The following is a 22,074-nucleotide window of genomic DNA, read 5'->3' on the forward strand; positions in this document are numbered from 1 at the left end:
GGGACCAGAGGAACAAGACATGTCTATTCGCAAGTACAAGCCCACGACCCCTGGTCGTCGCGGTTCGTCGGTCGCGGACTTCGCCGAGGTCACCCGTTCGACCCCCGAGAAGTCGCTGCTGCGCCCGCTCGCCAAGACCGGTGGCCGCAACAACCAGGGCCGCATCACCACGCGTCACATCGGTGGCGGCCACAAGCGTCAGTACCGCGTCATCGACTTCCGTCGCAATGACAAGGACGGCGTGAACGCCAAGGTCGCGCACATCGAGTACGACCCGAACCGCACTGCGCGCATCGCGCTGCTGCACTTCGTGGACGGCACCAAGCGCTACATCATCGCGCCGAACAAGCTCAAGCAGGGCGACATCGTCGAGTCGGGTCCGTCGGCTGACATCAAGCCCGGCAACAACCTGCCGCTGAAGAACATCCCGGTCGGTACGGTCGTTCACGCGATCGAGCTGAAGCCCGGTGGCGGTGCCAAGATCGCGCGTTCCGCCGGGGCATCCGTTCGTCTCGTGGCGAAGGAAGGCCCGTACGCCCAGCTGCGCATGCCCTCGGGCGAGATCCGCAACGTCGACGCGCGCTGCCGCGCGACCGTCGGCGAGGTCGGCAACGCCGAGCAGGCGAACATCAACTGGGGCAAGGCCGGCCGTATGCGCTGGAAGGGCGTCCGCCCGACCGTCCGCGGTGTCGCGATGAACCCGATCGACCACCCGCACGGTGGTGGTGAGGGCAAGACCTCCGGTGGTCGCCACCCGGTCAGCCCGTGGGGTCAGCCTGAGGGCCGCACCCGCAAGCCGAACCTCGAGAGCGACAAGCTCATCGTTCGTCGTCGCACCGTCGGTAAGAAGCGCAAGTAGGAGTTGTAGAAGATGCCACGCAGTCTGAAGAAGGGCCCCTTCGTCGACGAGCACCTGCTTCGCAAGGTCGTCACGCAGAACGAGGCCAACACCAAGAACGTCATCAAGACCTGGTCGCGCCGGTCGATGATCGTGCCGTCGATGCTCGGTCACACCATCGCCGTGCACGACGGTCGCAAGCACATCCCGGTGTTCGTCACCGAGACCATGGTCGGGCACAAGCTCGGCGAGTTCGCGCCCACCCGCACCTTCCGTGGACACGTGAAGGACGACAAGAAGGGCCGTCGCCGCTGACGCGGTGACGTGAGGAGGAAAGAAACATGGTGGAGTCGATCGCACGCGTGCGACACATCCGCGTTACGCCTCAGAAGGCCCGCCGCGTCGTCAACATGATCCGCGGCAAGCAGGCCTCCGAGGCCCTGGCCATCCTGAAGTTCGCCCCCCAGGGCGCGAGCGAGCCCGTGTACAAGCTGGTCGCCTCGGCGATCGCCAACGCACGGGTCAAGGCGGATGCCGCCGGCGCCTACCTGGACGAGCAAGACCTGTACATCGCGAAGGCATTCGTCGACGAGGGCACCACCCTCAAGCGTTTCCAGCCGCGCGCGCAGGGTCGTGCCTTCCGTATCAACAAGCGCACCAGCCACATCACTGTTGTGCTCGCCACGCCTGAGGAGGGTACGAAGTAAATGGGCCAGAAAGTAAACCCGTACGGCTTCCGGCTCGGTATCACCACCGACCACGTGTCGCGGTGGTTCTCCGACAGCACCAAGGCCGGCCAGCGCTACGCCGACTACGTTGAGGAAGACGTCAGGATCCGCCGGATGCTGACGAAGGACCTCGACCGCGCGGGCGTGTCCCGCATCGAGATCGAGCGCACCCGTGACCGTGTGCGTGTGGACATCCACACCGCTCGCCCGGGTATCGTCATCGGCCGCCGCGGCGCCGAGGCCGAGCGCATCCGCGCCGACCTCGAGAAGCTCACCGGCAAGCAGATCCAGCTCAACATCCTCGAGGTGAAGAACCCCGAGGCCGACGCACAGCTGGTCGCCCAGGGCATCGCCGAGCAGCTCAGCGCCCGCGTGGCCTTCCGCCGCGCGATGCGCAAGGGTCTGCAGGGCGCGCAGCGCGCCGGCGCCAAGGGTGTCCGCATCCAGGTGTCGGGTCGTCTCGGCGGCGCCGAGATGAGCCGTTCGGAGTTCTACCGCGAGGGCCGGGTGCCGCTGCACACGCTCCGCGCGAACATCGACTACGGCTTCTACGAGGCCCGCACCACCTTCGGCCGCATCGGCGTGAAGGTCTGGATCTACAAGGGCGACATCACCAACAAGGAACTTGCCCGCGAGCAGGCCAACCAGAAGCCTTCGCGCGAGCGTCGTGATGGCGGACGCCGTGGCCCCCGCGCCGAGCAGCCCGCCGCTGCAGGAGTTGAGGCGTAACCATGCTTATTCCCCGTCGAGTCAAGTACCGCAAGCAGCACCACCCGGGCCGCAGCGGTCAGGCCTCGGGTGGCACCAAGGTCACGTTCGGTGACTTCGGCATCCAGGCCCTCACCCCCGCCTACGTGACCAACCGTCAGATCGAGGCCGCTCGTATCGCGATGACCCGTCACATAAAGCGTGGTGGAAAGGTGTGGATCAACATCTACCCCGACCGTCCGCTGACCAAGAAGCCCGCCGAGACCCGCATGGGTTCGGGTAAGGGCTCGCCCGAGTGGTGGGTCGCGAACGTCAAGCCGGGTCGCGTCCTGTTCGAGGTCGCCGGTGTGAACGAGGAGCTCGCTCGCGAGGCCCTGACCCGTGCTATCCACAAGCTGCCCCTCAAGGCACGCATCATCAAGCGCGAGGAGGGCGACGCGTAATGGCGATCGGTTCCAAGGAGTTCGCACCCGCCGAGCTCGACACGTTCGAAGACGACCGGCTGGCTGACGCCCTGAAGAAGTCGAGGGAAGAGCTCTTCAACCTTCGCTTTCAGGCGGCGACCGGCCAGCTCGAGAACCACGGCCGCCTCCGTGCGGTCAAGCGCGACATCGCTCGCATCTACACGGTGATCCGTGAGCGCGAGCTCGGTATTCGTGCCACCCCCGCCCCGGTCGAGGCTCCCGCCAAGGCCGAGAAGAAGAGCAAGGCCAAGAAGGATGCCGCTGAGTCGGCCGCTCCCGAGGCCGCTGAGACCGAGGAGACCAAGTGATGGCTGAGGCCGAGAAGAAGGTCGCCGCCGAGGATCTCGTGCGCGGCTACCGCAAGACGCAGCGCGGCTACGTCGTCAGCGACAAGATGGACAAGACCATCGTCGTCGAGGTCGAGGACCGCAAGAAGCACCCGCTGTACGGCAAGGTCATGCGTCGTACGTCGAAGCGCAATGTGCACGACGAGAACAACACCGCCGGCATCGGCGACCTCGTGGTCATCGCTGAGACCCGTCCCTTGAGCGCTACCAAGCGCTGGCGCCTGGTCGAGATCGTCGAGAAGGCCAAGTAAGCCCCTGGGCTTGCTTCGATAAGGAGTTCAGAACGTGATTCAGCAGGAATCCAGGCTCAAGGTCGCCGACAACACCGGCGCGAAGGAGCTGCTGACCATCCGTGTGCTCGGAGGGTCTGGCCGCCGCTACGCCGGCCTCGGCGACATCATCGTGGCGACCGTGAAGGATGCCATCCCCGGCGGCAACGTCAAGAAGGGCGATGTCGTCAAGGCGGTCATCGTGCGGTCCAAGAAGAACACCCGCCGTCCCGACGGGTCGTACATCAAGTTCGACGAGAACGCCGCCGTGATCCTGAAGAACGACGGGGAGCCGCGCGGCACCCGCATCTTCGGACCGGTCGGCCGTGAGCTTCGCGACAAGAAGTTCATGAAGATCGTCTCGCTGGCCCCGGAGGTCATTTAGTCATGGCAAACATCAAGAAGGGTGACCTCGTGCAGGTCATCAGCGGAGCCACGCAGGCCCGCGGCGGTGACCGTGGCAAGCAGGGTCGCGTCATCTCGGTGATCCCCGAGAAGAACCGCGTGGTCGTTGAGGGCATCAACCTCGTCACCAAGCACGTTCGCGTGGGCCAGACCCAGCGCGGCACCAAGACCGGTGGCATCGAGACGCACGAGGCGCCGATCCACGTGTCGAACGTTGCGCTGGTCGACCCCAAGACCAAGAAGCCGACCCGCGTGGGCTTCCGTACCGAGACGGTGGAGAAGAACGGTGTCACCAAGACCGTTCGCGTCCGCTACTCCAAGAAGTCAGGTGAGACCCTCTGATGAGCAACACTGCCGCTGTGGCTGGCAAAATCCAGCCGCGCCTCAAGCAGAAGTACCGCAGCGAGATCATCGCGCAGCTGACTGAGCAGTTCGGCTACTCGAACGTGAACCAGGTGCCGGGTCTTGTGAAGATCGTCGTCAACACCGGTGTCGGTGAGGCGGCTCGTGACAGCAAGGTGATCGAGGGCGCCGTGCGCGACCTCGCCGCGATCACCGGCCAGAAGCCGCAGGTGACCAAGGCCCGCAAGTCGATCGCGCAGTTCAAGCTGCGTGACGGCATGCCGATCGGCGCGCACACCACCCTTCGCGGTGACCGCGCGTGGGAGTTCCTCGACCGCCTGCTCTCGCTGGCCCTGCCTCGCATCCGCGACTTCCGCGGCCTGTCGCCGAAGCAGTTCGACGGCAACGGCAACTACACCTTCGGCTTGCAGGAGCAGTCGGTGTTCCACGAGATCGACCAGGACAAGATCGACCGCGTGCGCGGCTTCGACATCACGGTCGTGACCACTGCCAAGACGGACGAAGAAGGTCGTGCGCTCCTCCGGGCGCTCGGATTCCCCTTCAAGGCCGACGACGCGAGCTGAGCACTACAACCGAATAGCAATCCGCCCAGGTCGGCATCCGCGGAACGGGTGTCGATACCAGACGAGAGAGAGAACCTTCCCTCATGACCATGACAGATCCGGTCGCAGACATGCTGACCAGACTGCGCAACGCGAACTCGGCTCACCACGAGTCGGTGTCGCTTCCCAGCAGCAAGCTGAAGTCCAACATCGCCCAGATCCTCAAGCGTGAGGGATACATCGCCGACTGGAAGGTCGAAGACGCCCGCGTCGGTCAGACCCTGACGTTGGACCTCAAGTACGGCCAGAACCGTGAGCGCTCGATCTCGGGCATCAAGCGCGTGTCGAAGCCCGGCCTCCGCGTGTACGCGCGCTCGACCGAGATCCCCACCGTCATGGGTGGCCTCGGCATCGCCATCCTGTCGACCTCCTCGGGGCTCCTCACCGACCGCGAGGCGAGCAAGAAGGGCGTGGGTGGGGAAGTCCTCGCCTACGTGTGGTGATCGGCCATGTCACGTATTGGACGTCTTCCCATTCCCGTCCCCGCCGGCGTCACCATCTCGGTCGACGGCTCGGACGTCACCGTCAAGGGCCCGAAGGGTGAGCTGAAGCTCGCCGTCGCCAGCCCTATCGAGGTCAAGGTCGAAGAGGGCCAGGTGCTCGTCACCCGTCCCGACGACGAGCGCGAGTCGCGCTCGCTGCACGGCCTGACCCGCACGCTCATCAACAACCAGATCATCGGTGTGACCGAGGGCTACTCCAAGGGCCTCGAGGTCGTCGGCACCGGCTACCGCGTGCAGCAGAAGGGTGCGGCCATCGAGTTCGCGCTCGGCTTCTCGCACCCGGTCACGGTTGAGCCGCCGGCGGGCATCACGTTCGCCGTCGAGGGCAACAACAAGATCACCGTCAGCGGCATCGACAAGCAGGCCGTCGGTGAGGTTGCAGCGAACATCCGCAAGATCCGCAAGCCCGAGCCGTACAAGGGCAAGGGCGTGCGCTACGCCGGCGAGGTCGTGCGCCGCAAGGCCGGAAAGGCTGGTAAGTAATGGCAATCGGAACGCGAGGCAAGAGCAAGTCCGCCGCGAAGGACCGTCGCCACGCGCGTCTGCGCAAGAAGATCGCAGGTTCGGCCGAGCGTCCGCGCCTGGTCGTCACCCGCTCGTCGCGGCACGTGTTCGTGCAGGTCGTCGACGACACCAAGGGTGTGACGCTGGCGTCGGCTTCGACCATGGAAGCCGACCTGCGCGCACTCGACGGCGACAAGACCGCCAAGGCCCGCCGTGTCGGTGAGCTGGTGGCCGGTCGTGCGAAGGATGCCGGCATCGAATCGGTCGTCTTCGACCGTGGAGGCAGCCGCTACGCGGGTCGCGTGGCCGCGGTCGCCGAGGGAGCTCGAGAGGGTGGACTGAACCTGTGAGCGAGAACAACAAGGAGCAAGAAGTGGTTGCAGAGGCACCCGTGGAGACGGCAGCGTCTTCCGAGCCGACCAACGAGCCTCGTGAGGCCCGTCGTGGCAGCCGCGAGCGCAACCCCAACCGTGAGCGCGGCAGCCGCGACGCCGAGAAGAGCCAGTTCCTCGAGCGCGTCGTCACGATCAACCGCGTGTCGAAGGTCGTGAAGGGCGGTCGTCGCTTCAGCTTCACCGCGCTGGTCGTCGTGGGCGATGGCAACGGTCTCGTCGGCGTCGGTTACGGCAAGGCCCGTGAGGTGCCGACGGCGATCTCGAAGGGCGTCGAAGAGGCGAAGAAGAACTTCTTCCGCGTGCCTCGCGTGCGTGCCACCATCCCTCACCCCGTGCAGGGCGAGGCGGCGGCGGGCGTGGTGCTGCTGCGCCCCGCAGCCGCCGGTACCGGTGTTATCGCCGGCGGTCCGGTGCGCGCGGTGCTCGAGTGCGCCGGCATCCACGATGTGCTGAGCAAGTCGCTCGGTTCGTCGAACACCATCAACATCGTTCACGCGACTGTTGAGGCCCTCAAGCAGCTCGAGGAGCCCCGCGCGGTCGCAGCGCGCCGCGGCCTCGAGTTCGACGAGGTCGCCCCGGCCCGCCTGGTGCGCGCCGAGGCCGAAGCGAAGGCAGGTGCATGATGGCCGCTCGCCTCAAGATCACGCAGATCAAGGGCAAGATCAGTGAGAAGCAGTACCAGCGCGACACGCTGCGCAGCCTTGGGCTGAAGCGCATCGGCGATGTGGTGGTACGCGAGGACAACGCACAGAACCGTGGGTATGTGCGCACCGTCGCTCACCTGGTGAAGGTCGAGGAGATTGACTGATGGCTGACGAAGAAGCCAAGAAGAAGGCCCCGGCCGAGAAGGCCGCCAAGGCCCCGGCTGAGAAGGCCACCGCCGAGAAGAAGGCGCCCGCCAAGAAGGCCGACGCTGCCAAGGCAGACGAGACCAAGAAGGCTCCTGCGAAGAAGGCTGAGAAGACGGATGCCGTCGAGCCTCGCCCGCAGGTGCTGAAGGTGCACCACCTTCGCCCCGCCGCGGGCGCGAAGAAGGAGCGCACCCGCGTTGGTCGCGGTGAGGGCTCGAAGGGTAAGACCGCGGGTCGCGGCACCAAGGGCACCAAGGCCCGCTACCAGGTGAAGCCCGGCTTCCAGGGCGGCCAGCTCAACATGGTGATGCGCGCTCCCAAGCTGCGCGGGTTCAAGAACCCGTTCCGCGTGGAGTACCAGGCGGTCAACCTCGAGAAGCTCGCTGAGCTCTACCCCAACGGTGGCGACGTCACCATCGGCGACCTGATCGCCAAGGGCGTCGTTCGCAAGAACGAGAAGGTCAAGGTTCTCGGCCAGGGCGACATTACGGTTAAGCTGAATGTTGCTGTCGACAAGGTCTCCAGCTCGGCTGAGCAGAAGATCGTCGCGGCCGGCGGCACCGTCAAGTAGTCGTTCCGTGGGGGCGGCTCACATCTGAGCCGCCCCCATAACGACGTTCGCCACCCTGGAGGCCCCGTGTTTCGTGCTGTAGCGCGGATTTTCCGCACTCCCGACCTTCGCAGGAAGATCGGGTTCACGCTCGGCATCGTCGCCCTCTTCCGGCTCGGCTCGTTCATCCCCGCGCCGTTCGTCGACTATGCGAACGTTCAGACCTGTCTTGCCGGCAACGCCGGCACCTCCGGGCTCTATGAGCTCGTCAATCTCTTCAGCGGTGGCGCGCTCCTCCAGCTCTCGGTGTTCGCGCTCGGCATCATGCCGTACATCACCGCGTCGATCATCGTGCAGCTGCTGCGCGTGGTCATCCCTCACTTCGAGACCCTCTACAAGGAGGGTCAGGCCGGTCAGGCCAAGCTGACGCAGTACACGCGCTACCTCACCATCGCGCTCGGCGTGCTGCAGTCGACCACGCTCATCACGGTGACGCGCAGCGGCGCCCTGTTCGGCGCCTCGGGCGTCGCCGAGTGCAGCCAGCTCATCAGCGACCCGTCGTGGTACGCGACCCTGCTCATGGTCATCACCATGACCGCGGGCACCGGCCTCATCATGTGGATGGGCGAGCTCATCACCGAGCGCGGCATCGGCAACGGCATGTCGCTGCTCATCTTCACCTCGATCGCAGCGACCTTCCCGAGCGCGCTCTGGTCGATCGCCGTGGCCGAGTCGTTCGAGATCTTCCTCGTCGTGATCGCGATCGGGCTTGTCATCATGACCGCGGTCGTGTTCGTGGAGCAGTCGCAGCGCCGCGTTCCCGTGCAGTACGCGAAGCGGATGGTCGGGCGTCGCACTTACGGCGGCAACAACACCTACATCCCCATCAAGGTCAACATGGCCGGCGTCATCCCGGTCATCTTCGCCTCGTCGCTGCTGTACCTGCCTGCGCTGATCGCCCAGTTCAATCAGCCCGCGTCAGGGCAGAGCCCTGCCGAGTGGGTCGTCTGGATCCAGAACAACTTCACCTCGGGCGACAACCCGCTCTACATGGCGGTCTACTTCCTGCTCATCATCGGCTTCACGTACTTCTACGTCGCGATCACCTTCAACCCCGAAGAGGTCGCCGAGAACATGAAGAAGTACGGCGGCTTCATCCCCGGCATCCGCGCCGGCCGTCCCACGGCCGAGTACCTCGACTACGTGCTCACGCGCGTGACGCTGCCGGGCTCCATCTACCTCGGCATCGTGGCGCTGATCCCGCTGATCGCGCTCGCCACCGTCGGGGCGAACCAGAACTTCCCGTTCGGCGGCGCAAGCATCCTGATCATCGTCGGCGTAGGCCTCGAGACGGTGAAGCAGATCGACGCGCAGCTGCAGCAGCGACACTACGAAGGGCTCCTCCGATGACCGACGCACACCCCTCAAGCGCCTCCGGCGTGCGCCTGCTCATCATCGGTCCTCCTGGGGCAGGCAAGGGCACGCAGGCCGCGCGGCTCAGCGAGTCGTTCGGCATCCCGGCGATCTCGACCGGCGACATCTTCCGCGCGAATGTCAGCGCCCAGACACCCCTCGGCATCGAGGCGAAGTCGTACATGGATCGCGGCGAGTACGTGCCCGATTCACTCACGAACGCGATCGTCGCCGACCGGCTCACCTGGGATGACGCTGCGAGCGGCTTCCTGCTCGACGGGTACCCCCGCACGCTCGACCAGGTGGTCGAGCTCGACCGCATCCTTGAAGCCGAGGGCGCCCAGCTCGACGCGGTAGTGCTGCTGACCGCCGACACCGACGAGGTCGTCGCGCGACTCCTCAAGCGCGCGGTCGAGCAGGGGCGCGCCGACGACACCGAAGACGTGATCCGTCGTCGCCTCGAGGTGTACGCCGAGCAGACGGCGCCGCTCATCGAGGTCTACGCGAAGCGCGGACTCGTCGGCGAGGTCGACGGCCTGGGCAGTGTCGAAGACGTCACGGCTCGCATTCTCGAAGCCCTCGCTGCCCGGGGCATCGCCGTCACCGCCTGATGGTTCGTTTCCGAGGTCGGGGCATCTACAAGACGCCCGACGAGTTGCGGGCCATGGTGCGTCCGGGCGAGGTCACGGCCGCGTCGCTCGCCGCGGTGCGCGAGGCGATCCGGCCGGGCGTCACCACGCTCGAGCTCGACCGCATTGCCGAGCAGACGATCCGCTCGCTGGGCGGCCAACCCAACTTCGCGCTCGTTCCCGGCTACTCGCACACGGTGTGCGCTTCGGTCAATGAGGCGGTCGTGCACGGCATCCCCGACGAGCGCCGCCTCGAGCCCGGCGACATCATCTCCATCGACAGCGGCGCCCTCGTCGATGGCTGGAACGGCGACTCGGCCATCACGGTCGTGCTCCCGGATGCCGACCGCCCCGCGCTCGTCGAGGAGCGGCAGCGGCTCTCGAAGGTCACCGAGCATTCACTCTGGGCCGGTATCGCGGCACTGGCGAGCGCCAAGCATCTGAATGAGGTTGGCGCCGCGATCGAGGCCGACATCCGACGCGAGGGCCAGTACGGCATCCTCGAGGAGTACATCGGGCACGGCATCGGGCGCTCCATGCACGAAGATCCGCCCGTGTTCAACTACGCCGTGAGCGGCAAGGGCCCCGCCGTCAAGCCGGGTCTCGTCGTCGCGATCGAGCCCATGGTCACGCTCGGCGGAATCGACACCCGGGTGCTCGACGACGAGTGGACGGTCGTGACCGCCGACGGTTCGGCGAGCTCGCACTGGGAGCACTCGGTCGCCGTGCACGCGGACGGCATCTGGGTGCTCACCGCCGAAGACGGGGGAGCGGCCGGGCTCGCCGAGTTCGGCGTCGCACCTGTGCCGATCCCCTGAGCGACTCCCGCTCCGACACCCCGACGCCCCGCGCGCCGGGGAGGCGCGGGCGGGGAAGTATAGCCCGCAAGTGGCGATTGCGTGGGAAATCACGTAAGCTTGAGCGTTGGTGTCGGGCGTGGCGTGAGCCTTGCCAAAACACCGAACGCATGACCAGCAGTACGAATTCTTAGCGACAGTGAGGCTATGGCCAAAAAAGACGGCGTCATCGAGATCGAGGGGTCGGTGCTCGAAGCACTTCCCAACGCGATGTTCCGGGTGGAACTGACCAACGGGCACAAGGTGCTCGCTCACATCTCGGGCAAGATGCGCCAGCACTACATCCGCATCCTTCCTGAGGATCGGGTCATCGTCGAACTGAGCCCCTACGACCTCACCCGCGGTCGCATCGTCTACCGCTACAAGTAATCGTCTGCTGGAAAGGAACGGCCCAGGCCACCGTCTGGGTACGAGGCCAGCGATCCAAGGAACCAATATGAAGGTCAACCCCAGCGTCAAGCCGATCTGCGACAAGTGCAAGGTGATCCGTCGCCACGGCAACGTCATGGTGATCTGCGAGAACCCCCGCCACAAGCAGCGTCAGGGCTGATCGGACGGGCCTCGACGGCCCGACGACCGGCATCTGCCGCGCAGCGGACGCACTGCGCTCGCGCAGAGACTCACAACTCAATAGCAACCAGGCAACACCACAAAGCGAGGGCGTCCGCGGACGCTCGCGTGGACACCCCGGGGCGGAGGCCCGGGCACCGGTGCTGTCCCATACCTCCACTCACTCCCAGGAGAAGCCAATATGGCACGTCTTGCCGGCGTCGACATCCCGCGCGAGAAGCGCGTGGAAGTCGCACTGACGTATATCTACGGTGTCGGCCGTACCCGCTCGCTGAAGACCCTCGCTGACACCGGGATCGACGGCAACACCCGCGTGAAGGATCTGTCTGACGATCAGCTCGTCGCCCTTCGCGATTACATCGAAGGCAACTTCAAGGTCGAGGGTGATCTCCGCCGCGAGGTCGCCGCCGACATCCGCCGCAAGGTCGAGATCGGCAGCTACGAGGGCCTCCGCCATCGCAAGGGCCTGCCCGTGCGTGGTCAGCGCACCAAGACCAACGCGCGTACCCGCAAGGGCCCGAAGCGCACCGTCGCCGGCAAGAAGAAGGCGCGCTAGGCCCCGGCCCGCGCTCCAAGGATTCCAGGAGTAGAAGACACCTATGGCAACACCGAAGTCGGCCGCGCGCAAGCCCCGCCGCAAGGACAAGAAGAACGTCGCGATGGGCCAGGCGCACATCAAGAGCACGTTCAACAACACCATCGTCTCGATCACCGACCCGAGCGGCGCAGTCATCAGCTGGGCATCGTCGGGCGGCGTGGGCTTCAAGGGCTCGCGCAAGTCGACGCCCTACGCCGCGCAGATGGCCGCCGAGTCGGCCGCGCGTCAGGCGCAGGAGCACGGTATGAAGAAGGTCGACGTCTTCGTGAAGGGCCCGGGCTCGGGCCGCGAGACCGCCATCCGCTCGCTGCAGGCAGCGGGCCTCGAGGTCGGCTCGATCAACGACGTCACCCCGCAGGCGCACAACGGATGCCGCCCGCCCAAGCGCCGTCGCGTCTGAGCATCAGTCTCCCGTGATGCACGGTGGCCGGAGCGGCAACGACTCCGGCCACCGTGCGTCGCGATACAACTCAACACAACCGACCGGCTCGTCGCCCGGCAAACCCTCCTCACAGGTGTCATATAGCGGACACCTTGCCGAAAGGAACAAGTAGTGCTCATTGCACAGCGCCCCACTCTCACGGAAGAGAACATCTCGGAGTTCCGCTCGCGGTTCGTCATCGAGCCGCTCGAGCCGGGCTTCGGCTACACCCTCGGCAACTCGCTGCGTCGCACGCTGCTCTCGTCCATCCCGGGCGCGGCAGTCACCAGCATCCGCATCGATGGCGTGCTCCACGAGTTCACGACCGTCGAGGGTGTGAAGGAAGACGTCACCGAGATCATCCTGAACATCAAGCAGCTGGTCGTCTCCAGCGAGCACGACGAGCCGATCACCGCCTACCTGCGCAAGCAGGGTGCCGGCCAGGTGACCGCCGCCGACATCTCGGCTCCCGCCGGTGTGGAGATCCACAACCCTGAGCTCGTCATCGCGACGCTCAACGACAAGGCCAAGTTCGAGCTCGAGCTGACCATCGAGCGTGGTCGCGGCTATGTGTCGGCGACCCAGAACCGCAGCGAGTTCAGCGAGGCCGGTCAGATTCCGGTCGACTCGATCTACTCGCCGGTCCTCAAGGTCACCTACAAGGTCGAGGCCACTCGTGCCGGTGAGCGCACCGACTTCGACCGCCTCGTCGTCGACGTCGAGACCAAGCCCGCGATCAGCCCGCGCGACGCGATCGCGTCGGCCGGCAAGACGCTGGTGGAGCTCTTCGGCCTCGCCCGCGAGCTGAACACTGCTGCTGAGGGCATCGAGATCGGGCCTGCTCCGGTCGACGTCGTCATGTCGAACGAGCTCAGCATGCCGATCGAAGACCTCGACCTCTCGGTGCGCAGCTACAACTGCCTGAAGCGTGAGGGCATCAACTCGGTGAGCGAGCTCGTCGCCCTCTCGGAGGCCCAGCTGATGAACATCCGCAACTTCGGGCAGAAGTCGGTGGATGAGGTCAAGGACAAGCTTGTCGAGCTCGGCCTGTCGCTGAAGGATGCGGTTCCCGGTTTCGACGGGGCCCACTTCTACGGCGGCTACGACGACGAGAACAACTGATCACGTCGTCGTGACGCTGACGACTTTCTGACAACGGAGAAACCAAGAAATGCCTAAGCCCAACAAGGGACCCCGCCTCGGTGGCGGACCGGCGCACGAGCGCCTGCTGCTGGCGAACCTCGCCGCGCAGCTCTTCACCCACAAGAGCATCAAGACCACCGAGACCAAGGCGAAGCGGCTGCGCCCCTACGCCGAGCGCCTCATCACCTTCGCCAAGCGCGGCGACCTGCACTCGCGCCGTCGTGTGCTCCAGGTGATCACCGACAAGAGCGTCGTGCACGAGCTGTTCACGCAGATCGCGCCGCTGGTCGAAGAGCGTGAGGGCGGCTACACCCGCATCACCAAGCTCGGCTTCCGCAAGGGCGACAACGCTTCGATGGCGCAGATCGAGCTCGTGCTCGAGCCGGTCGTGAAGAAGAAGGCCTCGGCGAAGAAGGCTGACGCGCCTGCTGCTGAGGCGCCTGCCGCCGACGAGCCGGTTGCCGACGAGACCGTAGTTGAGGAAGCGGCCGACGAGACCGCTGCTGACGCGACGGAGACCGAGACGACGGATGCCGCTGACGCGCCCGCCGCTGACGCGCCTGCTGCTGAGGCGCCTGCCGCTGAGGAAGCTCCGGCCGACGCCGAAGAAGGCGCCGACGAGGCCAAGTAGCCCAGCGCCCCGCAGCACTGCAGAAGGCCCCGCCCCTGATGGAGCGGGGCCTTTCGCTGCTCTGGGCACTGATGTCGGCGCGCAGTGCCGCTCCCGGAGTTCGCCGCCTCGTGCGCGTGCTGATTCGCCTACTGCGGCAGGTCGCCGAGCCAGTAGTCGTGCCGGTCGAGTACCGGCGGCAGCAGCGCGAGGCGCTGCAGCGCGTCGCGGAGCGCCGACGCGTACACGGCGCCCGCGGCATCCCCTCCCGCATGGATCTGATCGCGCGCGAGGAGATCGAGCCTGGGGGCGATCGCATCACGCCAGTTGGCGAGCTCCACGTTGCGATAGCGCTGCGCGAACTCGCTGAGCGCGGCGTTCACCTCGGGCGTCCAGCCTCGCGGCGCCTGCACATTGACGAGCACGATGCGCCGCTCCGGGCCGGCGATCTCTCGCACCCGCTCGAGCGTGTCCATACCGATCGAGCCGTTCGTGCCGAGACCGACGACGATCGTGTCGCGGAGGGTGCCGGCGTCCTTCTCCTGCTGCAACAGCTCCGGTGCCTGTCGCATCTGGCGTGAGACGACGGCGTCGACCCGGATGCCGGGGAACTGCGCCTGCAGTTGAGGCACGACCGCCAGCATGACCGAATCGCCGATGGCGGTGATCTGGTCGCCGCTCGGGAGCGCCGCTGAATCCGCACGGTCCGCCGGAGAGGCCGAGCCGGCCCCGGCTTCGCCAGCCCCTGCTTCTGACCCATCGCCCTGCTGGCCGCCACCGCGCGGCTCCGAGGATGCCGTGTCGTCGAGCGCAGCTTGACCGCGCGCGATCTGCGATTGCGCACTGCTCGTGCCCGGATCGAGCGCGATCGCCACGACGGTTGCAGTCCCCGCGGTTGCCACCACCGCCGTGATGGCGGCCGCGGCGATGCGACTGCGCGGGGCATCCCAGGCTCGCCGGTACGCGCTGAGCGTCGCGCGGAAGCCCAGGCGCCGCACCGGCTGCTCGACGAAGCGATACGACAGTTCGGCGGCCACCACCGTGATGGCGAGTGACAGCGCAGCGAGCGGCCACATGAACTCCGCTCCCTGCCAGGTGGGCAGCGCGTCGAGCAGCAGCACGTACACAGGCCAATGCCAGAGGTAGAGGCCGTAGCTCCGCGTGCCGATCCAGCGGAACGGCGCCCACTCGAGCGCTCGGCCGAGAGCGGAGCCGGGTGCGACGGCGGCGGCCAGCACGAGGGCGGTGAGCAGCGACACCGCAACAAGCCCACCGCGATAGGCGAAGAGGGCGTCACCGTCGAGCCATACGAATGCCGCGACGATTCCCATCATCGCGACCGACGCGGCGGGCATGAGCAGCGGGCGCACGGCGCGCGGCCAGCGCCCGACGGCATCCGGCCAGCCTCCCATCAGCAGCGCCACGATGATGCCGATGGTGAGCCCGAAGCTGTGGGTGTCGGTGCCGAAATAGACCCGGGTCGGGTCGGCCGGGTTCACGAGCAGCCCCATGGTGACGGCGGATGCTGCCGCTGCAGCGGCGACGAGCGCCACCCGAACCCAGCGTCGGCGAACCACCAGCAGCGCGAGCAGCACCAGCGGCCATACCAGGTAGAACTGCTCCTCCACAGCGAGCGACCAGAGGTTGCGGAGCAGTTCCGGCGAGGTGGAGTCGAAGTACGAGTTGCCGTCGGCGATCGAGAGCCAGTTGTAGCTGAACGTCGCAGTGCCGAGCACCTGCCAGCCGAGCTTGTGCAGCGCGTCGCCGCCGATGGCGAGCGCCGCACTCGCCGTGACGACGACGAGGAGCCCGATCGCCGGCAGCAGGCGGCGGGCGCGGCGCCGCCAGAAATCGACGAGGTCGATGCGCCCCGAGCGCGCGTGCTCGCGCAGCAGCAGCGTGGTGATCAGGAACCCGCTGATGACGAAGAACAGGTCGACGCCCAGGAACCCGCCCGGCAGCACCCCGGGCAGCAGATGGAACGCCAGCACTGCGGTGACGGCAACGGCGCGCATACCGTCCAGTCCCAGCAGCCGCCCGGCGTTTCGAGCGGTCGACGGTCCAGCCGTCTGAGCGGCGTTGAGGTTGGGAGACTGGGCGGCGTGGACTTCGGGCATGGCAGACCTGGGCTCGAGCGAGGCGGCAACCAGCCTAGGCGGGCGTCGCTGAGAACCGCCGCTGGGCCGCGCGCGTTCTAGACTTCGGGACGATGAACGGTCAGGAAGGCGAGACGGCGAACGCGACGCTCGGCGAGGTGCGCCTGCGCCTCTCCGTCGCCTACGACGGCACCGACTTCGCCGGCTGGGCCAGGCAGCCCCGCCTGCGTACCGTGCAGGGCGAGTTGGAGCGCGCGCTCGACACGGTGCTTCCTGGACGCCACCACCGCTTGACGGTCGCAGGGCGGACGGATGCCGGGGTGCACGCAACCGGGCAGCTCGCGCACCTCGACCTGACACCTGATGAGCTCGCGGTGCTCGCCAAGCAGCGCAGCCGCTCGCACGCGCGCCCGCTCGCTCCCGAGGAGGCGCTCCGTCGCAGGATCAACGGGCTCGCCGGTCACGCTGACGACCTCATCGTCTCGACCATCGACCGCGCGCCAGAGGGGTTCGACGCGCGGTTCTCGGCGGTGTGGCGGCGGTACCAGTACCGCGTGGCGGATGATCTCGGCATCCGTGATCCCCTCCAGCGCCATTCCACCGTCTGGGTCAGCGGTCGGCTCGATGTGGAAGCCATGGATGCCGCAGCCAGGTCGCTGCTCGGCCTGCACGATTTCGCGAGCTTCTGCAAGCCGCGCGACGGCGCGACGACGATCCGCACGCTGCAGTCGTTCGGCTGGCACCGCGACGCAGCGGGGGTGCTCGTCGCCGAGGTGCAGGCCGACGCGTTCTGCCACAGCATGGTGCGCGCGCTGGTCGGCGCGTGCGTCGCGGTGGGGGAGGGGCGCATCGGCCTGGACGAAGTGCCGGGCATCCTGCAGGCACGCGAGCGCACGAACCGATTCCATGTGATGCCGGCGAAGGGTCTGACGCTCACCCAGGTGGGGTACCCGCCCGACGACCAGCTGGCCGCTCGCGCAGAGCAGACGCGCGCGCGGCGTTCGGAGTGAACTCGGCGCTCCGGGCCCGCTGGCGCTGACCCGGGCCTCGGTGCTGAAGCAAGACCGGGCGCGCTGTAGGGGTCGGCACCGGCGCGGTATTGCCAGTGCTGCGGGAATGCTAGACTTTCCCGTTGGTGTCTGCCGTCGGCAGGCATCCGGTTGAGCCCTCCACCCGAGCGTTCACAGCGATCCGCTGCAGAACGCCCGACCGGAGCGGGATTCACGAACACCTCGACAAGAAAGCCGTAGCACTGTGACGCGCACGTTCACCCCCACGCCCGCTGACATCCAGCGCGACTGGGTCGTCATCGACGCCACCGACGTTGTGCTCGGTCGTCTCGCAAGCCACACCGCAGCCCTGCTGCGTGGCAAGCACAAGGCGACCTTCGCCCCGCACATCGACATGGGCGACTTCGTCATCATCATCAACGCCGAGAAGGTCGCCCTGACCGGCGCCAAGCTCGAGAAGAAGAAGGCGTACCGCCACTCGGGTTACCCGGGCGGCCTCACCGCCACCACCTACGCGGAGCTGCTCGAGAAGCACCCCGTTCGCGCCGTCGAGAAGGCTGTGCGCGGCATGCTCCCGAAGAACTCGCTGGGCCGCGCTCAGATCAAGAAGCTGAAGGTGTACGCGGGTGCCGAGCACCCTCACGCCGCGCAGCAGCCCACGCCGTACACCCTTGACCAGGTCGCCCAGTAAGCGCGCCGGATAGGACCAGAGAGACTCCCATGGCGAAGATCGCAGACTCCATCGACCAGGCTCCCGAGAGCTTCACGACCGAGACGCCGGCCGCTGCCGCCGCCTCGACCCCCCGCCCCGTGCTCAACGTGTCGGGTGCCGCAGTGGGCCGCCGCAAGGAGGCCATCGCTCGCGTGCGCCTCGTGCCGGGCAGCGGCAAGGCCACGGTCAACGGCCGTGCGCTCGAAGAGTACTTCCCCAACAAGCTCCACCAGCAGCTGATCAACGACCCCTTCAAGGTGCTCGACCTGCTCGGCAGCTACGACCTCACCGCGCGCATCACCGGCGGCGGCCCCTCGGGCCAGGCCGGCGCGCTGCGCCTCGCCGTTGCCCGTGCGCTCAACGAGATCGACCGTGAGAACAACCGCCCGACCCTCAAGAAGGCCGGCTTCCTCACGCGCGACGCACGCATCATCGAGCGCAAGAAGGCCGGTCTGAAGAAGGCCCGCAAGGCCTCGCAGTTCTCGAAGCGCTGATCGTCCCGCGCATCCAGGGACGTCATGCCTCGACTATTCGGCACTGACGGGGTCCGGGGCCTGGCCAACGGTGCACTCACCGCTGACCTGGCCCTGGGCCTCGCCCAGGCGGCCGCGGTCGTCCTGACCCAGGGACGGCACGCTGCCGAACGCCGGCGCTACGGGCGTCGGCCCGTCGCCGTGCTCGCGCGCGACCCTCGCGTGTCGGGGGAGTTCATCTCCTCGGCGGTCGCCGCAGGGCTCGCGAGCTCCGGCATCGACGTGCTCGACGCTGGCGTCATCCCGACCCCGGCCGCTGCGTTCCTCATCGCCGACATCGACGCCGACTTCGGTGTGATGGTGTCGGCATCCCACAACCCCGCGCCTGACAACGGCATCAAGTTCTTCGCGCGCGGTGGTCAGAAGCTTCCTGATGAGGTTGAAGACCGCATCGAAGCCGCGCTCGCGGCGCCGAAGCTCGCACCCACCGGCGCAGGCGTCGGCCGCATCCGCCGCTTCGCGGATGCCGAAGACCGCTACGTCGTGCACCTGCTCGGCACGCTCCCCAACCGGCTCGGCGGCATCAAGGTCGTGCTCGACTGCGCCCACGGAGCCGCAGCGGGCGTATCGCCACAGGCATTCGCGGATGCCGGCGCCGATGTCACGGTCATCGGTGCAGATCCCGACGGCCTCAACATCAACGACGGCGTCGGTTCGACGCACCTCGACAAGCTCGCAGAAGCGGTCGTCTCGCTGGGCGCCGACGTGGGAATCGCCCATGATGGCGACGCCGACCGGTGCCTCGCCGTCGATCGCGACGGCAAGATCATCGATGGCGACCAGATCATGGCGATCCTCGCGCTCTCAATGGCCGAACGCGGCAAGCTCGCCGAACAGACTCTCGCGGTCACCGTCATGAGCAATCTCGGCCTGCGCCGGGCCATGGCAGCTCATGGCATCTCGCTCGTCGAGACGAAGGTGGGCGACCGCTATGTGCTCGAGGCGCTCAACGAGCGCGGTCTCTCGCTGGGCGGTGAGCAGTCGGGTCACGTGATCATGACCGAGTTCGCCACGACTGGCGATGGCGTGCTCACAGGCCTGCACCTCGTCGCCGAGATGGCTCGCACCGGCAAGTCGATCGCCGAACTTGCCTCGGTCATGACGGTCATGCCGCAGGTGCTCGTCAATGTGCGCGGCGTCGACCATCTGCGGATGAGCGAAGACGAGGGCATCGCCGAAGCTGTTCGAGCCGCAGAGGCCCGGCTCGGCGACACAGGACGCGTGCTGCTGCGCCCGTCGGGAACCGAGCCCATGGTGCGTGTCATGGTCGAAGCCGCGGATCAGGCCACGGCCCAGCAGACCGCCGACGGGCTCGCGGATGTCGTCCGGGAGCGCCTCGCCGTCTAACGGCCAGACGGCGATGCTTGTCGCCGGGCACCAGCAGACGTACCCTCCGAGGCGAGTCTCGGCATCCGCCGTGACCGGTTCGAAGGAGCACCTGGTGACGAGCACGCTCGATTCCGGCGCAACGTCCGACGCCTTGGAGGGCACCGCCTTCACCCACGAGGGCGATGCGCTGGTCGCGCATTTCGACACCAAGGACTTCGCCGGTGCGATGCGACTGCTGAACGCGGTCGCGGATTCCGCCGAATCCCTCAACCATCACCCCGACGTCGAGCTGGGCTACGGCCGTCTCGACCTGCGGCTCACCTCGCACGAGGCCGGCGGCGTGACCGACCTCGATCTCGAACTGGCCCGGCACGTCCAGGCCGCTGCCCGCGAACTCGGATACGCCTGAACAGCCGTGCGGGCGTCATCGCCCTGGCACGCTCCGGCGCCGAAAAGCGGTGCGCCGGCGAGACAGTCCTCGCCGGCGCAACGCCTCACCGCATGTGGTGATCAAGCCGTGGTCAGAACGACCTTCGTCATCTCCTTGGCGTCGAACGCGCGGTATGCCTCCTGCGCCTCGTCGAGCGGCATGGAGTGCGTGAGCACCGGCGAGGGGTCGATCGATCCGGCCTGGATGCCGGCGAGCAAGCGCTCTCGGTCGCGCGACGGGTCACCGACCGAGAACACGAGCGTCAACTCCTTCTCGAACATGGTGCCGTTGTTCAGGGGGAAGTCGGGCTCGAAGTGGGCGCCGATGACCGACACCACTCCCTGAGGCCGCGCGAGATCGAACGCGCCCTTCATGGCCGGGACGCTGCCCGACGCCTCGATGACGACATCCGCGCCGAGCCCAGCGGTCGCCCGCTCGACGGCGGCTGGCGCGTCATCCGGTGACACGGCGGTCGCGCCCAGCTGCTCGGCGAGTTCGCGTCGCTCAGCGACACCATCGACGGCGATCACCGTGCGTGCGGTGCCCGCAGAGCTGATGATCGACATGAGCCCCACCGGTCCGCAGCCCAGCACGACCACGACGTCGCCGAAGCCGACGCCCGCACGCCGCACACCGGCGAACCCGGTCGGCAGGATGTCGGCGATGAACACCGCCTGCTCGTTCGTGACCCCTTCGGGAACCTCGAAGAGCGAACGGTTGGCGAACGGCACACGCACGAGTTCAGCCTGCCCGCCGTCCAGGCGAGGGTAGACGCCGGAGTATCCGAACAGTGACCGGTTCTCGCACTGGGTCGGGCGGCCCGCCCGGCAGTGTCGGCACGTGCCGTCGGAGGTCATGCTCGTGTTCACCACGCGCATACCCGGCTTCACCGCGGTCACCCGATCGCCGACCGCCACGATCTCACCGACGAACTCGTGGCCGGGGATGGTGCCGAACTCGAATCCCGGCGTGTAGCCGTGGTACGGGAGCAGATCGGCGCCGCAGATCGCGCTGTGGGTGACGCGGACGATGGCGTCGTCATCCGATTGCAGTTGCGCGTCGGGTGCATCCTCGACCCGGATCTGCTCTTTGCCGACGAGGCGGACGACCTTCATGCCAGGGTCTCCAATTCGATGAGGTTTCCTTCAGGATCGGTCAAGAAGAAGCGTGCGCCGCCCCACGGCGGGCGGAACACCTCCGAGCGAACCTCCACGCCGGCCGAGCGGAGCTGCTCGTACGCGGCGTCGCAGTCATCGACCTCGAGCACGAGGCAGTGATTCGGGGTCGGCCCCTGAGGCAGCACTGTCATGGTGAAGCCGGGGAGATCGTTCGCCGGGTGGCCCTGCTCGGCGAGCGAGAGGCGGGTGGCACCGTTGACGAGCGTCGTGTATGCGGGGCTCTCGTACTGCGCCTCGACCGTGAAGCCGAGGTGGGTGGTGTAGAAATCAGTCAGCGCGGCGACATCGTCTACCGCGAGAATGACGCCGGCGCGGTTCGCTGAGATTGGCGGCATGGGTCTGTGCTCCCTGTTCCTCGTCGTTGAGGCAGGCGTGAACGCCCGCTCACTAAAGTATGTCGGAATCGTACATGGCGCGAAAGCTGGATCAGATGGTGCGAATATGAGCCAAGTTATTGCCCGCAGGAGTCCTTGCCGATCGGGCGTGCGGCAGAGCGCGGCCTTCCGCGCGTTTGCGGTCGCCGTTGCCGTGGCAGGGCTGCTCTCGGCGTGCTCAGCACCCTCGGCGCCGGCTCGCGCGATCGACGACCTCGGCGCCGATGACCAGCGGATGCTGTCGCAGATCGCCCCGATCGCTGCGCGCGACGCGTCGGCCGAGCATCCGCGATTCGTGGACTGCTGGGTGCCGTCCGAGCACGCCATCGACGGAGAGCCCAGCCGCTTCAAAGTGCTCTGCAGGATCGCGTTCGACGAGGCAGGAGAGCAGCGTCAGCGCGACATGATCTGCATCGGCGCCTTCGATGGTGACCCGCCGCTCGATTACTGCTATGACTGGGCGTACTACACCGATATGCCGTCGTTCGACGATTCGGATGCCGTCAGGCTCGACCTCTCGAACCAGGGTTGACACTCCGCTCCGGTTTCTCATAGAGTGCGATCAATCTCAGATCATCTAAGAAGATGGTTCTAGAGCTGCGCTGGGCCGCCAGCGCGAGCGCCACACCCGCCACGTGCCGCAT

At 67.0% G+C, this 22,074-nt stretch carries 34 protein-coding genes; 31 read left to right on the forward strand and 3 right to left on the reverse strand.

Features of this window, described 5'->3' with window-relative positions; translation table 11 throughout:
- Nucleotides 1-19 precede the first annotated feature (19 nt).
- The 25 genes from rplB (at nt 20) to rplQ (ending at nt 13,789) form a co-directional block, all read left to right on the forward strand.
- The gene (rplB, locus tag ABV606_RS07860) at nt 20-859 is read left to right on the forward strand and encodes a 50S ribosomal protein L2 (RefSeq protein ID WP_281488352.1); all 840 of its coding nucleotides are present in this window, start codon (nt 20-22) and stop codon (nt 857-859) included.
- A gap of 12 nt (nt 860-871) precedes the next feature.
- Nucleotides 872-1,153, forward strand: a complete 282-nt coding sequence (gene rpsS, locus ABV606_RS07865) for a 30S ribosomal protein S19 (RefSeq protein WP_281488353.1) — start codon at nt 872-874, stop codon at nt 1,151-1,153.
- Nucleotides 1,154-1,179: 26 nt separating this feature from the next.
- Complete coding sequence (gene rplV, locus ABV606_RS07870) at nt 1,180-1,545, forward strand: 50S ribosomal protein L22 (protein WP_281488354.1); 366 nt, start codon at nt 1,180-1,182, stop codon at nt 1,543-1,545.
- A complete protein-coding gene (gene rpsC, locus ABV606_RS07875) occupies nt 1,546-2,295 on the forward strand; it encodes a 30S ribosomal protein S3 (RefSeq protein WP_281488355.1) in 750 nt (249 codons plus the stop codon). It begins immediately after the preceding gene.
- 2 nt (nt 2,296-2,297) lie between these two features.
- Nucleotides 2,298-2,717, forward strand: coding sequence for a 50S ribosomal protein L16 (rplP, locus tag ABV606_RS07880; protein ID WP_281488356.1), 420 nt, complete (start codon nt 2,298-2,300; stop codon nt 2,715-2,717).
- On the forward strand, nt 2,717-3,046 hold the full coding sequence (gene rpmC / locus ABV606_RS07885; RefSeq protein WP_281488357.1) for a 50S ribosomal protein L29: 330 nt from the start codon (nt 2,717-2,719) through the stop codon (nt 3,044-3,046). The genes rplP and rpmC overlap by 1 nt, the downstream gene beginning before the upstream one ends.
- Entirely contained in the window at nt 3,046-3,336 is a 291-nt protein-coding gene (gene rpsQ / locus ABV606_RS07890) for a 30S ribosomal protein S17 (protein ID WP_281488358.1), read from the forward strand. The genes rpmC and rpsQ overlap by 1 nt, the downstream gene beginning before the upstream one ends.
- Before the next feature lie 34 nt (nt 3,337-3,370).
- Complete coding sequence (rplN, locus tag ABV606_RS07895) at nt 3,371-3,739, forward strand: 50S ribosomal protein L14 (RefSeq protein WP_281488359.1); 369 nt, start codon at nt 3,371-3,373, stop codon at nt 3,737-3,739.
- A gap of 2 nt (nt 3,740-3,741) precedes the next feature.
- A complete protein-coding gene (gene rplX, locus ABV606_RS07900; protein WP_281488360.1) occupies nt 3,742-4,101 on the forward strand; it encodes a 50S ribosomal protein L24 in 360 nt (119 codons plus the stop codon).
- Complete coding sequence (rplE, locus tag ABV606_RS07905) at nt 4,101-4,685, forward strand: 50S ribosomal protein L5 (protein WP_281488361.1); 585 nt, start codon at nt 4,101-4,103, stop codon at nt 4,683-4,685. The genes rplX and rplE overlap by 1 nt, the downstream gene beginning before the upstream one ends.
- An 83-nt stretch (nt 4,686-4,768) precedes the next feature.
- The gene (rpsH, locus tag ABV606_RS07910; RefSeq protein ID WP_281488362.1) at nt 4,769-5,167 is read left to right on the forward strand and encodes a 30S ribosomal protein S8; all 399 of its coding nucleotides are present in this window, start codon (nt 4,769-4,771) and stop codon (nt 5,165-5,167) included.
- A 6-nt stretch (nt 5,168-5,173) separates the two neighbouring features.
- Nucleotides 5,174-5,710: a 50S ribosomal protein L6 gene (gene rplF, locus ABV606_RS07915; RefSeq protein ID WP_281488363.1), complete on the forward strand. Its 537-nt coding sequence runs from the start codon at nt 5,174-5,176 to the stop codon at nt 5,708-5,710.
- Nucleotides 5,710-6,081 carry a 50S ribosomal protein L18 gene (gene rplR / locus ABV606_RS07920; RefSeq protein ID WP_281488364.1) on the forward strand — a complete coding sequence of 124 codons (372 nt, stop codon included), beginning with the start codon at nt 5,710-5,712 and terminating at the stop codon, nt 6,079-6,081. Before rplF ends, rplR begins: the two co-directional genes overlap by 1 nt.
- Nucleotides 6,078-6,749 (forward strand): 30S ribosomal protein S5, encoded by a 672-nt coding sequence (gene rpsE, locus ABV606_RS07925; RefSeq protein WP_281488365.1) that lies wholly within the window; start codon nt 6,078-6,080, stop codon nt 6,747-6,749. Before rplR ends, rpsE begins: the two co-directional genes overlap by 4 nt.
- Nucleotides 6,749-6,934, forward strand: coding sequence for a 50S ribosomal protein L30 (rpmD, locus tag ABV606_RS07930; RefSeq protein ID WP_281488366.1), 186 nt, complete (start codon nt 6,749-6,751; stop codon nt 6,932-6,934). Before rpsE ends, rpmD begins: the two co-directional genes overlap by 1 nt.
- Nucleotides 6,934-7,548, forward strand: coding sequence for a 50S ribosomal protein L15 (rplO, locus tag ABV606_RS07935; RefSeq protein WP_281488367.1), 615 nt, complete (start codon nt 6,934-6,936; stop codon nt 7,546-7,548). Before rpmD ends, rplO begins: the two co-directional genes overlap by 1 nt.
- Before the next feature lie 66 nt (nt 7,549-7,614).
- On the forward strand, nt 7,615-8,937 hold the full coding sequence (gene secY, locus ABV606_RS07940; protein WP_281488368.1) for a preprotein translocase subunit SecY: 1,323 nt from the start codon (nt 7,615-7,617) through the stop codon (nt 8,935-8,937).
- The gene (locus ABV606_RS07945) at nt 8,934-9,551 is read left to right on the forward strand and encodes an adenylate kinase (protein ID WP_281488369.1); all 618 of its coding nucleotides are present in this window, start codon (nt 8,934-8,936) and stop codon (nt 9,549-9,551) included. The genes secY and ABV606_RS07945 overlap by 4 nt, the downstream gene beginning before the upstream one ends.
- Entirely contained in the window at nt 9,551-10,387 is an 837-nt protein-coding gene (map, locus tag ABV606_RS07950) for a type I methionyl aminopeptidase (RefSeq protein ID WP_353987310.1), read from the forward strand. The genes ABV606_RS07945 and map overlap by 1 nt, the downstream gene beginning before the upstream one ends.
- 186 nt (nt 10,388-10,573) lie before the next feature.
- Nucleotides 10,574-10,795, forward strand: a complete 222-nt coding sequence (gene infA / locus ABV606_RS07955; protein ID WP_017885509.1) for a translation initiation factor IF-1 — start codon at nt 10,574-10,576, stop codon at nt 10,793-10,795.
- 67 nt (nt 10,796-10,862) lie between these two features.
- Complete coding sequence (gene rpmJ, locus ABV606_RS07960) at nt 10,863-10,976, forward strand: 50S ribosomal protein L36 (RefSeq protein WP_047561540.1); 114 nt, start codon at nt 10,863-10,865, stop codon at nt 10,974-10,976.
- A 201-nt stretch (nt 10,977-11,177) separates the two neighbouring features.
- Entirely contained in the window at nt 11,178-11,552 is a 375-nt protein-coding gene (gene rpsM / locus ABV606_RS07965; protein ID WP_281488371.1) for a 30S ribosomal protein S13, read from the forward strand.
- A gap of 43 nt (nt 11,553-11,595) precedes the next feature.
- On the forward strand, nt 11,596-11,994 hold the full coding sequence (rpsK, locus tag ABV606_RS07970) for a 30S ribosomal protein S11 (protein ID WP_281488372.1): 399 nt from the start codon (nt 11,596-11,598) through the stop codon (nt 11,992-11,994).
- 153 nt (nt 11,995-12,147) lie between these two features.
- On the forward strand, nt 12,148-13,137 hold the full coding sequence (locus ABV606_RS07975) for a DNA-directed RNA polymerase subunit alpha (protein ID WP_281488373.1): 990 nt from the start codon (nt 12,148-12,150) through the stop codon (nt 13,135-13,137).
- Nucleotides 13,138-13,186: 49 nt separating this feature from the next.
- Nucleotides 13,187-13,789 (forward strand): 50S ribosomal protein L17, encoded by a 603-nt coding sequence (gene rplQ, locus ABV606_RS07980; RefSeq protein WP_353987311.1) that lies wholly within the window; start codon nt 13,187-13,189, stop codon nt 13,787-13,789.
- Between the two features lie 128 nt (nt 13,790-13,917).
- Here the strand turns inward: rplQ and ABV606_RS07985 are convergent, their stop codons facing one another.
- Nucleotides 13,918-15,885, reverse strand: a complete 1,968-nt coding sequence (locus tag ABV606_RS07985; protein WP_353987312.1) for an acyltransferase family protein — start codon at nt 15,883-15,885, stop codon at nt 13,918-13,920.
- Between the two features lie 92 nt (nt 15,886-15,977).
- Here ABV606_RS07985 and truA point away from each other — a divergent pair, with 92 nt between their 5' ends.
- The 5 genes from truA to ABV606_RS08010 all read left to right on the forward strand — a co-directional run bounded on the left by truA (nt 15,978) and on the right by ABV606_RS08010 (nt 19,857).
- Nucleotides 15,978-16,874 (forward strand): tRNA pseudouridine(38-40) synthase TruA, encoded by an 897-nt coding sequence (gene truA / locus ABV606_RS07990; RefSeq protein WP_353987313.1) that lies wholly within the window; start codon nt 15,978-15,980, stop codon nt 16,872-16,874.
- A gap of 244 nt (nt 16,875-17,118) precedes the next feature.
- Nucleotides 17,119-17,565, forward strand: coding sequence for a 50S ribosomal protein L13 (gene rplM / locus ABV606_RS07995; protein ID WP_281488377.1), 447 nt, complete (start codon nt 17,119-17,121; stop codon nt 17,563-17,565).
- 29 nt (nt 17,566-17,594) lie between these two features.
- Entirely contained in the window at nt 17,595-18,080 is a 486-nt protein-coding gene (gene rpsI, locus ABV606_RS08000) for a 30S ribosomal protein S9 (RefSeq protein ID WP_281488378.1), read from the forward strand.
- Between the two features lie 24 nt (nt 18,081-18,104).
- Nucleotides 18,105-19,466 (forward strand): phosphoglucosamine mutase, encoded by a 1,362-nt coding sequence (glmM, locus tag ABV606_RS08005; protein WP_281488379.1) that lies wholly within the window; start codon nt 18,105-18,107, stop codon nt 19,464-19,466.
- A gap of 94 nt (nt 19,467-19,560) precedes the next feature.
- Complete coding sequence (locus tag ABV606_RS08010; RefSeq protein ID WP_281488380.1) at nt 19,561-19,857, forward strand: 4a-hydroxytetrahydrobiopterin dehydratase; 297 nt, start codon at nt 19,561-19,563, stop codon at nt 19,855-19,857.
- A 101-nt stretch (nt 19,858-19,958) separates the two neighbouring features.
- Here ABV606_RS08010 and ABV606_RS08015 read toward each other — a convergent pair whose 3' ends face one another.
- A complete protein-coding gene (locus tag ABV606_RS08015; protein ID WP_281488381.1) occupies nt 19,959-20,993 on the reverse strand; it encodes an alcohol dehydrogenase catalytic domain-containing protein in 1,035 nt (344 codons plus the stop codon).
- Nucleotides 20,990-21,391: a VOC family protein gene (locus tag ABV606_RS08020; RefSeq protein ID WP_281488382.1), complete on the reverse strand. Its 402-nt coding sequence runs from the start codon at nt 21,389-21,391 to the stop codon at nt 20,990-20,992. The genes ABV606_RS08015 and ABV606_RS08020 overlap by 4 nt, the downstream gene beginning before the upstream one ends.
- A gap of 148 nt (nt 21,392-21,539) precedes the next feature.
- Between ABV606_RS08020 and ABV606_RS08025 the strand changes: the two genes are divergently transcribed.
- Nucleotides 21,540-21,962, forward strand: a complete 423-nt coding sequence (locus ABV606_RS08025) for a hypothetical protein (protein WP_353987314.1) — start codon at nt 21,540-21,542, stop codon at nt 21,960-21,962.
- The last annotated feature ends 112 nt before the right edge of the window (nt 21,963-22,074 follow it).

This window comes from Ruicaihuangia caeni (assembly GCF_040536845.1).
In the GTDB taxonomy this organism is placed as follows: Bacteria; Actinomycetota; Actinomycetes; order Actinomycetales; family Microbacteriaceae; genus Ruicaihuangia; species Ruicaihuangia caeni.

Coding starts and splice junctions, on each gene's coding strand:
- rpsC (WP_281488355.1), top strand. CDS start 1,546: ATGGGCCAGAAAGTAAACCCGTACGGCTTCCGGCTCGGTATCACCACC.
- rpsH (WP_281488362.1), top strand. CDS start 4,769: ATGACCATGACAGATCCGGTCGCAGACATGCTGACCAGACTGCGCAAC.
- ABV606_RS08020 (WP_281488382.1), bottom strand. CDS start 21,391: ATGCCGCCAATCTCAGCGAACCGCGCCGGCGTCATTCTCGCGGTAGAC.
- truA (WP_353987313.1), top strand. CDS start 15,978: ATGAACGGTCAGGAAGGCGAGACGGCGAACGCGACGCTCGGCGAGGTG.
- rplO (WP_281488367.1), top strand. CDS start 6,934: ATGGCTGACGAAGAAGCCAAGAAGAAGGCCCCGGCCGAGAAGGCCGCC.
- rplF (WP_281488363.1), top strand. CDS start 5,174: ATGTCACGTATTGGACGTCTTCCCATTCCCGTCCCCGCCGGCGTCACC.
- map (WP_353987310.1), top strand. CDS start 9,551: ATGGTTCGTTTCCGAGGTCGGGGCATCTACAAGACGCCCGACGAGTTG.
- rpsI (WP_281488378.1), top strand. CDS start 17,595: ATGGCGAAGATCGCAGACTCCATCGACCAGGCTCCCGAGAGCTTCACG.
- rpmD (WP_281488366.1), top strand. CDS start 6,749: ATGGCCGCTCGCCTCAAGATCACGCAGATCAAGGGCAAGATCAGTGAG.
- rpmC (WP_281488357.1), top strand. CDS start 2,717: ATGGCGATCGGTTCCAAGGAGTTCGCACCCGCCGAGCTCGACACGTTC.
- ABV606_RS07985 (WP_353987312.1), bottom strand. CDS start 15,885: ATGCCCGAAGTCCACGCCGCCCAGTCTCCCAACCTCAACGCCGCTCAG.
- rplE (WP_281488361.1), top strand. CDS start 4,101: ATGAGCAACACTGCCGCTGTGGCTGGCAAAATCCAGCCGCGCCTCAAG.
- rplB (WP_281488352.1), top strand. CDS start 20: ATGTCTATTCGCAAGTACAAGCCCACGACCCCTGGTCGTCGCGGTTCG.
- glmM (WP_281488379.1), top strand. CDS start 18,105: ATGCCTCGACTATTCGGCACTGACGGGGTCCGGGGCCTGGCCAACGGT.
- rplV (WP_281488354.1), top strand. CDS start 1,180: ATGGTGGAGTCGATCGCACGCGTGCGACACATCCGCGTTACGCCTCAG.
- ABV606_RS07945 (WP_281488369.1), top strand. CDS start 8,934: ATGACCGACGCACACCCCTCAAGCGCCTCCGGCGTGCGCCTGCTCATC.
- infA (WP_017885509.1), top strand. CDS start 10,574: ATGGCCAAAAAAGACGGCGTCATCGAGATCGAGGGGTCGGTGCTCGAA.
- rpsS (WP_281488353.1), top strand. CDS start 872: ATGCCACGCAGTCTGAAGAAGGGCCCCTTCGTCGACGAGCACCTGCTT.
- rpsK (WP_281488372.1), top strand. CDS start 11,596: ATGGCAACACCGAAGTCGGCCGCGCGCAAGCCCCGCCGCAAGGACAAG.
- rpmJ (WP_047561540.1), top strand. CDS start 10,863: ATGAAGGTCAACCCCAGCGTCAAGCCGATCTGCGACAAGTGCAAGGTG.
- ABV606_RS08015 (WP_281488381.1), bottom strand. CDS start 20,993: ATGAAGGTCGTCCGCCTCGTCGGCAAAGAGCAGATCCGGGTCGAGGAT.
- rplR (WP_281488364.1), top strand. CDS start 5,710: ATGGCAATCGGAACGCGAGGCAAGAGCAAGTCCGCCGCGAAGGACCGT.
- rplP (WP_281488356.1), top strand. CDS start 2,298: ATGCTTATTCCCCGTCGAGTCAAGTACCGCAAGCAGCACCACCCGGGC.
- rpsQ (WP_281488358.1), top strand. CDS start 3,046: ATGGCTGAGGCCGAGAAGAAGGTCGCCGCCGAGGATCTCGTGCGCGGC.
- rpsM (WP_281488371.1), top strand. CDS start 11,178: ATGGCACGTCTTGCCGGCGTCGACATCCCGCGCGAGAAGCGCGTGGAA.
- rplX (WP_281488360.1), top strand. CDS start 3,742: ATGGCAAACATCAAGAAGGGTGACCTCGTGCAGGTCATCAGCGGAGCC.
- rplQ (WP_353987311.1), top strand. CDS start 13,187: ATGCCTAAGCCCAACAAGGGACCCCGCCTCGGTGGCGGACCGGCGCAC.